General features: G+C 55.0%; 10 protein-coding genes. 1 reads left to right on the top strand and 9 read right to left on the bottom strand.

All coding sequences use genetic code 11. The features are described from left to right. Nucleotides 1-67: 67 nt before the first annotated feature. The 9 genes from ACIGCM_RS07925 to glnE form a co-directional block, all read right to left on the bottom strand. Nucleotides 68-1,522, bottom strand: a complete 1,455-nt coding sequence (locus ACIGCM_RS07925; RefSeq protein ID WP_397501497.1) for a lipopolysaccharide kinase InaA family protein — start codon at nucleotides 1,520-1,522, stop codon at nucleotides 68-70. Then, nucleotides 1,519-2,265: a lipopolysaccharide kinase InaA family protein gene (locus ACIGCM_RS07920; protein ID WP_397501496.1), complete on the bottom strand. Its 747-nt coding sequence runs from the start codon at nucleotides 2,263-2,265 to the stop codon at nucleotides 1,519-1,521. The genes ACIGCM_RS07925 and ACIGCM_RS07920 overlap by 4 nt, the downstream gene beginning before the upstream one ends. Then, the gene (locus ACIGCM_RS07915; protein ID WP_397501495.1) at nucleotides 2,262-2,996 is read right to left on the bottom strand and encodes a lipopolysaccharide kinase InaA family protein; all 735 of its coding nucleotides are present in this window, start codon (nucleotides 2,994-2,996) and stop codon (nucleotides 2,262-2,264) included. The genes ACIGCM_RS07920 and ACIGCM_RS07915 overlap by 4 nt, the downstream gene beginning before the upstream one ends. After that, complete coding sequence (gene rfaP, locus ACIGCM_RS07910; protein WP_397501494.1) at nucleotides 2,996-3,817, bottom strand: lipopolysaccharide core heptose(I) kinase RfaP; 822 nt, start codon at nucleotides 3,815-3,817, stop codon at nucleotides 2,996-2,998. The genes ACIGCM_RS07915 and rfaP overlap by 1 nt, the downstream gene beginning before the upstream one ends. Continuing rightward, nucleotides 3,814-4,935 carry a glycosyltransferase family 4 protein gene (locus ACIGCM_RS07905; protein ID WP_397501493.1) on the bottom strand — a complete coding sequence of 374 codons (1,122 nt, stop codon included), beginning with the start codon at nucleotides 4,933-4,935 and terminating at the stop codon, nucleotides 3,814-3,816. Before ACIGCM_RS07905 ends, rfaP begins: the two co-directional genes overlap by 4 nt. Beyond that, nucleotides 4,935-5,936 carry a lipopolysaccharide heptosyltransferase I gene (waaC, locus tag ACIGCM_RS07900; protein WP_397501492.1) on the bottom strand — a complete coding sequence of 334 codons (1,002 nt, stop codon included), beginning with the start codon at nucleotides 5,934-5,936 and terminating at the stop codon, nucleotides 4,935-4,937. The genes ACIGCM_RS07905 and waaC overlap by 1 nt, the downstream gene beginning before the upstream one ends. Then, nucleotides 5,936-6,970: a lipopolysaccharide heptosyltransferase II gene (gene waaF / locus ACIGCM_RS07895; RefSeq protein WP_397501491.1), complete on the bottom strand. Its 1,035-nt coding sequence runs from the start codon at nucleotides 6,968-6,970 to the stop codon at nucleotides 5,936-5,938. Before waaF ends, waaC begins: the two co-directional genes overlap by 1 nt. Before the next feature lie 101 nt (nucleotides 6,971-7,071). After that, entirely contained in the window at nucleotides 7,072-7,995 is a 924-nt protein-coding gene (locus tag ACIGCM_RS07890) for a branched-chain amino acid transaminase (protein WP_087518424.1), read from the bottom strand. A 70-nt stretch (nucleotides 7,996-8,065) separates the two neighbouring features. Then, on the bottom strand, nucleotides 8,066-11,005 hold the full coding sequence (glnE, locus tag ACIGCM_RS07885) for a bifunctional [glutamate--ammonia ligase]-adenylyl-L-tyrosine phosphorylase/[glutamate--ammonia-ligase] adenylyltransferase (RefSeq protein ID WP_397501490.1): 2,940 nt from the start codon (nucleotides 11,003-11,005) through the stop codon (nucleotides 8,066-8,068). A 264-nt stretch (nucleotides 11,006-11,269) separates the two neighbouring features. On the opposite strand from glnE, the gene aceE reads away from it, so the two are divergent. After that, nucleotides 11,270-13,915 (top strand): pyruvate dehydrogenase (acetyl-transferring), homodimeric type, encoded by a 2,646-nt coding sequence (gene aceE / locus ACIGCM_RS07880; RefSeq protein ID WP_397501489.1) that lies wholly within the window; start codon nucleotides 11,270-11,272, stop codon nucleotides 13,913-13,915. Nucleotides 13,916-13,926: the final 11 nt, after the last annotated feature.

Genomic DNA, 13,926 nt, shown 5'->3' with positions numbered 1-13,926 from the left:
CTCAAGGTACGACACTTATTTATTTACATAGCCCAAGTGGCTACTTACACCCGGCAAGCCTCAGCTTTTAGCCTTCTCCAGCTACACCGGATTTAGGTAAACGTTGATCAAGTAGTTGGTACAAGCCGCTGCTCGTTGGCCAATTACGTAAAAACCGAGCCCGGTCACGGGCAAACGCCGGTGCAAAACTGCGTTCAGATGCGTGTTGCTGCATGGCGTCGAGATCAATCAATGCCCAACGGTTATCCTGCCACAGCAGGTTAGTGCCCTTGAGATCACCATGACTGATGCGCTCGCGCTTAAGCGCCGCAAACAACTCATCCAATGCTTCAAGCTCAGACTCTGCAGGCATCGTCTGCGAATCTGAAGCAGCATACGGCTTAAATCGGCAGATTATATCCTCACCCGCAACATGTTCGGTAATCAGATATGCCCGACGTCGTAACCAAAAGCTGCGCAGCTCCAGCATGGCCAAGGGTTGAGGGGTGGCAATACCCAAAAAAGCCAAGCGATTGCCTTCACACCAACTGTGCCAGGCACGGCTTGGACGCCAACAGCGCTTTAGCCAGTGCACGAGATCCTTGATGTTATAGCGTTTGACCACCAACCTGCGTTCACCCAACTGCACCTCGGCGACTGTTGATGAGCCTCCAAGCTTCAGTGCTTTGCCTGCGTCAATTGCCTCATCTGCGCGGGCTAACAACGGTTCGAGTTGCGCTTGCTCATCGCGTTTGAAAATACGCAGTACGGATGCGCCGCGCTGCACACTAAATAAACTGCAGTCTCGACCAACTTTTTTTAAGAAATCACTCAAACGCCAACGTCGGACTTTGTTGATTTCTTTCTGCAAGGCCTCGAGCGGCAAAGCATGCTCAGCATTGACCAACAAATAGCTGACCAACAATTCCTCAAGCTGAGCATCGACACTGGCCGGCAACTGAGCAAAAAACACCGCTAAATTAGCAATGACCTTATCGCGACTCAGGGGGGTGGATGGCGCTTGAGCGCAGACGCCACCGCCATCAACCAGATACAGTTGGCCAGCATGACGCATCAGATTATCGAGGTGTAAGTCGTCCTGCCAAAGGCCTCGGCTGTGCATCAGCGCAATGACTGCAAGTGCTTCGCCCAGCAGAGCACTCTGAGCCTCGCTGAGTACTGATTGCGGCGGCAACTCACGCCATGCATCAGCAAGACTCGCGGCGCCCTCAAGAAACTCAAAAAGCAGCCAGCCACCCTGCCCCGGTTGGCTTCCATACTCAAGCAACTTAGGGGTCAACAAACCCTGAGCAGCTAACAAACGAGCGCCTTCAAGTTCACGCTGATAGTGCCGCTCGGCGTTGTTGCCCACTAGAATTTTCGCCAATACCGCCTGTTCTGCCCACAATGCCTTGCCGACATAACGCTGCCCCGGAAGCACCCGCAACAAGCTTTGCAGCTGTATGCCTGACCCGGCAACGCCCTCGACCATCACAGGTAGGCTGGGTGTGCGACCTTGGAGCTGAAGCTGGGACAGATTCATGCACTCACCGACTTGGATTTGCGACGCTTGGTCAAGCGTTCAAGCCATTGGTCCATGTTTGCACTGGAGCCTAAATATGCACTCAGGAAGCGCTGGACATCAGCGCCCGTCCACACCTGCGCGCGGCGAAGCAAAGGCTCGATATCCTTAATCCGGTCACGCTCACCCAGTAAGGCCGGTCGGGTTTTCTCAAGATCAATCAGCTGAGCAGCATAGCCGTCCCCACGTGCCTGCAAGAAAATATGCTTCGGGTAAAAGCAACCATGAACCTGACCACTTGAATGCACCCGACGCGCCAGCAGACCACAGGCGTCGAGCACCGCATTTCGTTGCCCTGCGGGCATCAGGTCCCAGCCCTGCAGGACGTCATGGAGATCCTGCCACTCATCCAACGCCCGGGTCAGCAATAACGCCCGCTGCTCACCCTCAACTTTACGCTGCGCATAAAACACCGCCTGCAGAGCAGGAATGCCCAGTTCGGCATAGCGTTGAATATTGCGAAATTCGCGAGAAAAACTGGGCTCGCCAAAAGGATGGGTCAGTGTATGGGTCAGGTAATTGCTCTGGCGCTTTAGATAGAAAGCCTTATCCTCCAGCTCGAGCCGAAAAACCGTACTCCAGCCTCGGCCTTCAGTGTTCGGCTCATCCACAGCTTCAAGCTGGAGCGCCCACAAGGCATCAAAATTGTCTAAACCATGACGTGCAAGGAGCCGCTGTTCCTCGCCGGCGATAAAATCTTTCACTCTCGCCCCTCGAAGAATTTCAGGATTTGTTGAATATGTTTCTTATCACGCTTATCCAGCCGCTGATGCCTAGCGTATTGCAGATAAAAACGTAACCGCTGAGTGCGCGACAAGGTGTACTTGGCAACTTTATCAAGGCACGCCAAATCTTTGATTATCCGGTATTGCAGGAACACGCCCCACCAGAAGCTACCGGTTGGACAATCGATCAGAAACACCTTGGCCTGCCCGTCAACCAACAAATTGCGCCACTTTAGATCGTTATGCGTGAAGTTATTGTCATGCAAGCGACGCGTCATCTCAGCGATCTGCTCGCTCACCTGGTTCACCCACTCAGCGCTCAGTAAACGCTGATCATTGGCTTTGGCCATGGCCGCCAAGTCTTGAGTGTCTGACAACTCTTGAGTGATCAAGGCACCGCGCACAAACGCACCCTTATTACGCTCAAGACCGCAAGCAACCACTTGAGAGGTCGGCACCCCCCACTTGGCAAAGCGCTTTAGATTCCGGCATTCAGTGCGTACCCGCGTACGCCCGATATAACGCCTGAAACTTTTGCCTGCACTTTTGTAGCGTTTAACGTAATAACGCACACCACCACGCTCAACCCGAATCACTTCAGAGATTGCATCGCGCGTAATTTTATCGCCTTGCAGCGCGAAAACGGCGTCCAAACTGCCAAAATCATCGGCTAAACCACTGTAGGCAGCCTCCAGTTTCCAACCCGCCATTACAACGCGCCTCCATAACGCACCTTACGCGCATATAGCTTTGTCACCTGACGCTCAAGCTGAGCCAGTAAAGGCTGCTCTTCAGCAAGAATCTGACGCAAGGGACGGGCACGACCCACTGCTTGAAAATAGGCACTGAGAAATCGGTACTTATCGCGCTGGGTCAGGCCTATTTCCAGTGCCGAATAGTACAACGCACTGAGGTCTTTATCACGCCAGCGACGCGGCACGGCGTCACGAAGCTGAGCACGGTGCAGATCAATGACCGAGAGCCTGAAATCATCTGCCTTAACGGTTTTATCGGTGTGCAGCAAGAAATGGCAAATGTAACAGTCGCGGTGATTAACGCCTGCGCGATGCATTTCGCCAACCATCCGTGCCACACGCTCGACTAATGCACGCTTGAGCTTTGGTTGTGGTGGCTGCTTAGGCCAGTCAACAGCGTAATCCTCAAGGCTAATGGTCGGTGCCAGCTCGTCGGTGATGATGAAGGAATGCTGTTGCGCTGGATTGCTGCCTCGCTCACCGAACGCCACGCAGGTCATGGTTTCAACGCCGACCTTTTGCAAGCGCTCAATCGCTTCATACTCTTGCCGAGCCCCCAGCACGGGCAGCTTGGCCACGAGCAGGTTTTTGACAATCTCACCCCAGCCGATACCACGGTGAATCTTCACAAAATAGCCACGACCGTCGACCACAGTACGCAGAGTACGACGACCGTCTAGCTCACGGTATACCTCGCCTTGCAGCTGCTCGACCTCAACAAAGGGATCTTTGCCAGCCCACAAGGTTTTAAAGGGTTCGCTCAAAATCACACTCATGGGCGCTCCGCCAATATCACATCGGCTGCATGTTGCGGCATGCTATAGAGATCAGCGCGCTCGGCGTAAGCCAAGCCATTTTGCTGCCACTCAGCGCGCCGCTGATCATCCGCCAACATTTCGGCCAGTAGGGTATTCAAACGCTCTTGATTAAAGGGGCTCGACAACACCCTGCCAGCATCTGCATCACTGATGTAATGGGCATAACCGCAGACATCAGTTACCAACACAGGCAAGCCAGCGACCAGCGCTTCAAGCAATACCGTTCCCGTATTTTCGTTATAGGCCGGATGAATCAGCAAATCAGCCCCCAACAAGAAGCGTGGTATATCGCTGCGGCCTTTGAGTATCTGCACCTGATCGGACAGGCCAAGCGCCTTAACCTGCAGCAGGAACGACCTCGGGTCGTCCTGGCCAATGGCAATCAAACGGGCGCGCTTTTTCAGATCCCGCGGCAATGCTGCCAGTGCTTTGAGGCTTCGGTCGAGGCCCTTGGTCTTAAATCCGGAACCAATCTGCACCAGCAATAAATCATCGTCGGCCAGTTGGAACTCGCGGCGAAATTCAGCACGTATTTCAGCGGCATTAGCCGGAGCCCGGCGATCAACTGCGATACCAGGAGGTAACAGGTGAAAGCGCTCTAACGGGGTGTTGTAGTGCTTGATAAACAAGGGTTGCTGTACTTCGGAGATCATCAAAATCTCCGTTTTCGACTCTGGAGCAAACACCGCTCGTTCGTAGTCGGCGAAGTGCTTGTAGCGCCCCCATTTGCGGTAAATCGAGTTGCGCAAATTTTGCGCTTTGTCTTCAAAACAACCGTCAGCCGCGTAGTAGACATCAAGCCCAGGCATCTTGTTGAAACCGATCACGCGATCAACCGGACGCTTGCCCAAATCAGCTTTGATCCAGGCGGTAAGCTTCTCGTTACGACGATGGTTGAACAGCGCCTTGACCGGCACCACAATGACATCGAAACCTTCGGGCACCTCGCCTTCCCAAATCGGTGTGTAGACGCGAATACTGTGCCCACGCTGCTGGCACTCAAGGGCGATGCGCATAAAGTCGCGCTGCAATCCGCCAAAGGGGAAGTATTTGTAGAGGATAAAAGCCAAACGCATTACACCGCCTCCTGGGTTGAAAGCAATGAATCGAGCGCTGCTGCCACCTCAGTGGCTGGTAAATTTTCAAAGCAGGGTTTGTTCCGGTCGCCCAATCCTGCATTCGGGCCGGTTGCGCAAAGATGCACTTGTGAACGGCCGTAAGCACCCACTCGACCTGGCAGGGTCGGCCCATACAGGGAGATGCTCGGCACATCGAGCGCGGCAGCCAAATGGCCGAGCCCGGTATCAACCGCTACGCAGGCTTGAGCACCGGCTATGACTTTTGCCATCCCAGCCAGATTCAGCTTAGGCAAAACCTCTGCGCGCTCAATACCACTGACCATCTGCTCGGCGCGGGCTTTTTCGGCCTCATTACCCCAGGGCACGCGCACGGCCCATCCTTGCTGGGTCATCAAGCCGACCAATTCACGCCAATTGCTTTGTGGCCAATGCTTGCTGGGCCACGTAGTGCCATGAAGGAACACCAGGTATGGCTCACTCACCTCACCTGCCATTGCCGTACGATCAAGGCCGTAATCGGCTACGGTATCGGGTAGCGGATAACCCAAAGCCTGAGCAAACAGTTGGCGCACCCGCTCCAAGGCATGCTGCTCACGCGGCACTGCATAGAGCCGATCATAAAAACGACAGGCAATGGGTTCACGTGCTGAGTCACGGTCAAGCCCGGCAATAGGTGCATCGACGTAGCGAGTCGCCACAGCACTTTTGAGCAAACCCTGAGCATCAATAACCAAGTCATAGCGAGTCGCACGCAGGCTCGCTTTAAAGCGACCCCACTCGCCACTTTTCAAGGTTTTTAATAAGTTTTTGCGCCAGCGGCGGATCGCTACTGGAATCACAGTTGCCACCGCTGGATGCCAAGCCGGAATCTCAGCAAAGCCTTCCTCAACCACCCAGTCAAACTGGATACCAGGAATGGCTCGCGCAGCGTCAGTCAGCGCAGGCAAGGTATGAACCACATCGCCCAGCGAAGATGTTTTGATTACCAGAACCCGCACTATTCCACCTCAGCCGGGTCAGCCACCAAGCGATTCAAGGCTTCGATGACCGGACGAGGTTTAAGTTGACGCAGGCAATTGTAGTGGCCGAATCGACATGTGCGGTCAAAGCATGGGCTGCACTCAATTCCCAGGCGAACAATCTCAACCTGCTCAGCCAGCGGCGGCGTGAACTGCGGCGACGTTGAGCCGTACACCGAGACCAACGGACGATCCAAGGCAGCAGCGACGTGCATCAAGCCTGAGTCGTTAGAAACCACAGCTCCGGCGCATGAAAGCAGGTCAATAGCCTCCGCCAAGCTGGTGTCGCCCGAGAGGTTAGTCACCTCTTCGCGCAAACCGGGAATCAAGCGCTCGCGAATATCCTCACCCACCGCATGATCATTCTTCGATCCGAACAACCAAACCTGCCAGCCGGCACGAATCTTCATTTCGGCCACTTTGGCGTAGTGCTCGCTCGGCCAGCGTTTAGCCTCGCCAAACTCAGCACCCGGGCACAGCGCCAATACCGGACGGTCCAGAGACAGGCCAAACTTAGCCAGCGCTGCCTCGCGGCTGACCGGGTCAATCTCAAGCAAGGGCTTTGGATAAGGTTTGGGCAGCTCCGCTCCAGGCTCAAATGCCAGCGCCATAAAGCGCTCAATCATCAATGGATAGCGTTCTTTATCCAGCGTACGCACATCATTGAGCAGACCGTAACGCATCTCGCCCTTCCAGCCTGTGCGTACAGGGATACCTGCAAAAAACGGCACCAATGCCGACTTCAGCGAATTAGGCAGCAAAATAGCCTGATCGTACTGGCCCTTGAGCGACTTGCCGATTTTGCGCCGCGTCGCCAGTTGCAACACGCCATGGCCCAATGGAAAGCTCAATGCATTGCGCACTTCAGGCATGCGCTCAAGAATCGGCCGACTCCAATCGGGTGCCAGAACGTCGATTTCGCAGCCGGGGTGACGCACTTTAAGACACTGAAACAGTGTCTGCGCCATCACCATGTCTCCCACCCAACTAGGGCCTACGATCAGTATTTTCATGCTCATTCCAGAAACGACCAAGGAGGCAGACCGGTCGGCAAACGTTGCGAACAACGCTCAACCGGCCGAAATGCCTCCTTGTTTCAGGTTAACTCCAGACTTTACTTAACCAGTGTGCGCCATTGCGCGTGTGCACTGGTTTGGCCGGTAACCAGGTCAAAATAAGCCTTCTGCAACACTTCTGTGACAGGACCGCGACGACCTTCACCAATCTTGCGGCCATCGACCTCACGAATCGGCGTGACCTCAGCGGCGGTACCGGTGAAGAACGCCTCATCAGCGATATACACTTCATCGCGGGTGATGCGCTTCTCGATCACTTTGATGCCGTGCTCTTCAGCCAATGTCAGAATAGTGTCGCGGGTAATGCCGTTGAGGCACGAAGTCACTTCCGGGGTGTAAACCACACCATTCTTGACCAGGAAGATATTCTCGCCCGAACCTTCGGCAACGTAGCCTTCTGGATCCAGCAACATGGCTTCATCAGCGCCGCCGGAGATCGCCTCTTGCAGCGCCAGCATCGAGTTGATGTAGTTACCATTCGCCTTGGCGCGGGTCATCGAAATGTTGACGTGATGACGGGTAAAGGAGCTGGTACGCACCTTGATACCCACCTGAAGGGCTTCATCACCCATGTAAGCGCCCCAGTTCCAGGCCGCAACTATGACTTGGGTTTTCAAGCCGTGAGCACGCAGACCCATGGCTTCTGATCCGTAAAACACCATTGGGCGGATATAAGCGCTCTCAAGGTTGTTCTCACGTACCGCAGCGCGGGTGGCTTCATTGATCTGTTCTTTGCTGAACGGAATCGTCATGCCCATGATATGAGCCGAATCAAACAGACGGTCGGTGTGCGCTTCCAAACGGAAGATCGCTGTGCCTTCTGGGGTGTTATAAGCACGAACGCCTTCAAAAACACCCATGCCGTAATGCAGCGTGTGGGTCAGCACATGCGTGGTCGCGTTGCGCCACGGAACCAGTTCGCCGTCATACCAAATCACGCCATCACGGTCGGCCATCGACATAATTACCAGTCCTCAAATTTGATTCAAACACACCAGCCAGAGCGCCTTGCGCCACACAGCCGAGCTAAATTCAGGTTAAACCCAGCACCTGCCAGATTCGCAGAACACTGCGTCTTTGTTCATGAAACTGATCACCACTGACCACCCCGGGCTGCTTCTGTAGCGCCTGACGGTGAGCAGCTGAACGGTAAGCCTTATAGACATCCTGCAACAACAGAACATCATCCCCAGCCAGGGCACCAACCTGCTCCAATCCCTCTAATATGCGGATATTGTCGGTAAATTCAAGGAGCTCAGGGTGCTCATGCGACCAAGCAAGGGCCGCGTATTGCACCATAAATTCAATATCGACGATACCTCCAGCGTCTTGCTTGAGGTCAAACTCGGAATCCGCACTGAAGGCATTTTCAGCCGTTCCTGCTGCCGTTTTACGGGTTCCAAGATTGTCGCGCATCTTCGCACGCATCTCGCTGACCTCCGCGCGCAGCTTGTCCAAATCACGCTTGCGCCCCAGAACAGAGGCTCTGACGCGCTCAAACTCGGACGCCACCAGCTTACAACCGACCACCATGCGTGCACGCACCAAGGCTTGATGCTCCCAGGTCCAAGCCTCGTTTTCCTGATAGCGTTCGAACGCCCCAAGCGAGCTGACCAGTAGGCCCGAAGCACCGGATGGCCGCAGACGCATATCCACCTCGTAAAGCTGGCCGGAGTTAGTCTGCGTGGTCAGCAAATGAATGATTCGCTGACCCAGACGCGTGTAGAACTGCGCAGTGTCGATGGATTTCGGCCCGTCGGTCTCAGCCTGCGGATCACCGTCGTGGATAAAGACTAAATCGAGATCAGAGGTGTGCCCCATCTCGATTCCACCGACCTTGCCATAGCCGACGATGATGAAGCCCGGGTCACAATCGCTACCATCCACACGCTTGGGCGTGCCGTATTTAGTGCAGGTGTGTCGCCATGACAATGCCAGCACCTGATCCAGAATCGCCTCAGCCAACCAGGTTAAATAGTCGCTGACCTTCATTAATGGCAAGGTGCCAGTTATTTCCGAAGCTGCCACCCGCAATCGATGCGCCAGCTTAAAGTGACGCAGCGCTTCCATTTGCTGCTCAAGGTCATCTTCAGGAATCCGTGCCAGTCGCTCACGCAACTCAGCCGCAAGCTCAGGTGCCAGCGGGGGATTAAACAGACGCCCTTCATTGAGCAACTCATCGAGCAACAGTGGAAAGCGAGTGATTTGTTCAGCGATCCACGGGCTGCCAGCACATAGGATCAATAAGCGCTCAAGGGCACCTGGATTCTCAGTGAGCAGCACTAAATAAGCTGACCGTCGCGCAACAGCCTCAATCAGTGGCAACACCCGTTCCATCACCAAGTCGGGGTTGTCGTGCTCAACCGCCTGGGCCAACAGCCTGGGAATGAAGGCATCAAGGCGCTCACGCCCGAGTCGCTGCATCGCACGAACCTGATTACCGGTGCGTAAATCGACTAAACGCCGCCACGCCGCCTGAGCATCACTGAAGCCCGCCTCGGCGAGCTGCCGACAGGCTGACTCCTCATCTTGCACGTCGTCCCACAGCGGCATCCATTCACAGCCGACCACCTCATCGGAGTCAGCCGCGCATTCGTCCTCATCGGGGTCTGCAATAACCTGACGAAAGTGCCAGTCAACCCGGCCACGCCAATACATTAACTGCTGATGAAAGGCATCCCAATCGTCAAAGCCCAGCATCAGCGCCACTCGCTGTTTGTCTTGCGGGTTATCCGGCAGCATTTGCGTTTGCCGGTCATCAATCGCCTGCAACGCATGCTCGGTATAGCGCAAGAACTCGTAGCCCTGGCGCAGTTCATCTGTCACGGCCGCTGGCAAATAGCCCTGGCCTTCAAGGGTAGAAAGCACCTTCAACAACGGCCGCTGCTGCAGGCTCAAGTCACGCCCGCCATGAATAAGCTGAAACGCCTGAGCGATAAACTCAACTTCGCGGATACCGCCAGACCCCAGCTTGATGTTCTCCGCCATGCCTTTGCGGCGCACTTCCTGCTGGATTAGCTGCTTCATATTGCGCAGCGCTTCAATCGCCGAGAAGTCCAGGTAACGCCGGTAGACAAAGGGACGGAGCATTTCCAATAACTCGGCACCTTTGGCTTGATCACCGCCGACTACGCGCGCCTTGATCATCGCATAGCGTTCCCAGTCACGGCCCTGATCTTGGTAATACTGCTCCAGCGCATTGAAACTGAAGACCAGCGAACCTGAAGACCCGTACGGACGCAGGCGCATATCAGTGCGGAACACAAAACCATCGACGGTGATCACGTCCAAGGCTTTGATCAAGCGCTGACCCAAGCGTATGAAGAACTCCTGATTGTCCAGCGGCCGCTTGACCCCTTCAGTCTCACCGCCCTCGGGGTAGCCAAAGATCAGATCGATGTCGGAAGACAAGTTGAGCTCATGGGCGCCGAGCTTGCCCATGCCAAGAATAACCATGTGCTGCGCTTCGCCTGTGCGCCGCCCGACCGGGGTGCCGAACTGCTCGCAATGCCGCGGGTACAACCAGTGGTACGCCAGATCGATGCTTGAATCGGCCAACTCAGACAGATCGGTGCAGGTCTCTCGCAAATCCGCCAAGCGGTTAATGTCACGCCAGATGATGCGCACCTGCTGGCGATTGCGAAAACGCCGCAAACTACTGGCCATGGCATCTTCGTCACTGCAACCTTCGAGCTCAGCAGCCAACTGGCGGCGCATTTCACCGGAGCCCAGGCTGCGCTCCAACTCGCCACTGGCCGCCAGATCAAGCAGCATCTGCGGATCACGTAAAGATTGCTGCAAAACGAAATCACTGCAGGCACAAACGCGCGACAGCGCTTCATGGCGCTCGCTCGGCCAAGCGTCGAATTGCTTTCGCACCTCGACACTGAGAGCACTACACAGTGATTGATTTGCACTGCTCGCCAGAACTTGCAAGTTAGCGGGTAATGGGACCAGCATGGGCAAACTCATGGTCTATCCTTTTGGCAAGCTGCAATCTTGTGAAAATGCTGAACCCCTGATCTAGAGGGGCTTACACAGGATGCAACTAAATAAATTGTAGTTTTGCTACTAAAGATTGTATCCAAAGTGCTGAAATCGACGTCCAAATGTAGTAAAACTACACGGCGCCGGTCCTACCTCCGGTACATCCAAGAATTTTAAATGGCCAGTTTACAAAACCGGCTGTGAATCCTGGCCTCCGATTCTGGAAGCCTTTCCGCCCTGGAGCAAGCCATGCAAGACCTCGATCCCGTCGAAACCCAGGAATGGCTGGACGCACTTGAGTCTGTACTCGACAAAGAAGGCGAAGACCGCGCTCACTACCTGATGACTCGCTTAGGCGAGCTGGCCACCCGCAGCGGTGCCCAACTGCCTTATGCCATCACTACACCGTACCGCAATACTATTCCAGTAACCCACGAAGCACGCATGCCTGGCGACCTGTTTATGGAACGCCGCATTCGCTCGCTGGTACGCTGGAACGCCATGGCGATGGTAATGCGTACCAACTTGTCCGACCCGGACTTGGGTGGCCATATTTCCAGCTTCGCCTCCAGCGCGACGCTGTACGACATCGGCTTCAACTACTTCTTCCAAGCCCCGACCGACGAACACGGCGGCGACCTGATCTACTTCCAGGGCCATGTAGCCCCCGGCATCTATGCCCGTGCCTTTATGGAAGGTCGAATCAGCGAAGAGCAGATGATCAACTTCCGTCAGGAAGTCGATGGCAAAGGTTTGTCTTCTTATCCGCACCCTTGGTTGATGCCTGATTTCTGGCAGTTCCCGACTGTATCCATGGGCCTTGGCCCGATTCAGGCGATTTACCAAGCGCGCTTTATGAAGTATCTGGAAGACCGCGGCTTTATCCCAGCAGGCAAGCAAAAAGTTTGGTGCTTCCTCGGTGACGGCGAATGTGACGAGCCAGAATCGCTCGGCGCAATTTCTCTGGCGGGCCGCGAAAAACTCGACAACCTGATCTTTGTCATCAACTGCAACCTGCAGCGCCTCGACGGCCCGGTTCGCGGTAACGGCAAAATCATTCAGGAACTCGAAGGCGTATTCCGTGGCGCCCAGTGGAATGTAAACAAGGTAGTTTGGGGCCGTTTCTGGGACCCGCTGCTGGCTAAAGACACCGACGGCATTCTGCAGCGCCGTATGGATGAAGTGATCGACGGTGAATACCAGAACTACAAGGCCAAAGACGGCGCCTTCGTTCGCGAACACTTCTTCAACTCGCCAGAACTCAAGGCGATGGTTGCCGACTTGTCTGATGACGAAATCTGGAAGCTCAACCGCGGCGGTCACGACCCGTACAAGGTCTATGCGGCTTACCACGATGCAGTCAACCACAAGGGTCAGCCGACCGTGGTTCTGGCCAAGACCATCAAAGGTTATGGCACCGGTGCTGGCGAAGCCAAAAACACCGCGCACAACACCAAGAAAGTTGATGTTGATAGCCTGAAGAAATTCCGTGACCGTTTTGACATCCCAGTCAACGACGACCAGTTGGAAAACCTGCCATTCTTCAAACCTGAAGACGGCAGCGCTGAAGCCAAGTACCTGCACAAGCGTCGCGAAGCACTGGGCGGTTTCGTACCCCAGCGCCGCGCTAACAGCTTCAATATCCCAACGCCACCACTGGACACGCTCAAAGCGATCCTTGACGGCTCGGGTGACCGTGAAATCTCCACCACCATGGCCTTCGTGCGGATTCTCGCGCAACTGGTGAAAGACAAAGAGCTTGGCCAGCGCATCGTTCCGATCATTCCGGACGAAGCCCGTACCTTTGGTATGGAAGGCATGTTCCGTCAGCTTGGCATCTACTCATCCGTAGGCCAACTGTATGAGCCGGTCGATAAAGACCAGGTGATGTTCTACCGCGAAGACAAGAAAGGTCAGATTCTCGAAGAAGGTATCAACGAAGCAGGCGCGATGTCCTCGTTCATCGCCGCAGGCACCAGCTACAGCTGCCACAACCAGCCAATGCTGCCGTTCTACATCTTCTATTCGATGTTTGGCTTCCAGCGTATTGGTGACCTGGCATGGGCCGCAGGCGACAGCCGCACCCGTGGCTTCCTGATCGGCGGTACAGCTGGCCGTACTACACTGAACGGCGAAGGCCTGCAGCACGAAGACGGTCACAGTCACATCATGGCGGCGACCATTCCGAACTGCCGCACGTTTGACCCAACCTACGGCTACGAGCTGGCGGTAATCATTCGTGAAGGCACGCGCCTGATGATGGAAGAACAACAGAACATCTTCTATTACATCACCGTGATGAACGAAGCCTACCAGCAGCCAGCCATGCCGAAAGGTGCCGAAGAAGGCATCATCAAAGGCATGTACCTGCTTGAAGAAGACACCAAAGAAGCCGCCCATCACGTGCAGCTTCTGGGTTCTGGCACCATCCTGCGCGAAGTTCGCGAAGCCGCGAAGATCCTGCGTGATGAGTTCAACGTCGCCTCTGACGTCTGGAGCGTAACCAGCTTCAACGAACTACGCCGCGACGGTCTGGCTGTTGAGCGTCGCAACCGCCTGCACCCAGAGCAGAAGCCTGAGCAAACTTTCGTTGAGCAGTGCCTGACTGGCCGTAAAGGCCCAGTGATTGCCAGCACTGACTACATGAAGCTGTTTGCTGATCAGATCCGCCAGTGGGTTCCAAGCAAAGAGTACAAAGTACTGGGTACTGACGGCTTTGGCCGCAGTGACAGCCGCAAGAAGCTGCGTCACTTCTTTGAAGTTGACCGTCACTTCGTCGTCCTGGCCGCACTTGAGGCTTTGGCTGACCGTGGTGATATCGAACCTAAAGTAGTGGCTGAAGCCATTGCCAAGTTCGGCATCAACCCAGAAAAACTCAACCCACTGGACTGCTAAGGAGCGAAACG

Origin of the sequence: Pseudomonas sp. NPDC078700 (assembly GCF_044542375.1) — a bacterium.
In the GTDB taxonomy this organism is placed as follows: Bacteria; Pseudomonadota; Gammaproteobacteria; order Pseudomonadales; family Pseudomonadaceae; genus Aquipseudomonas.
The sequence above is the reverse complement of the archived record's forward strand: the minus strand, read 5'-3'. Positions and strand labels throughout refer to the sequence as shown.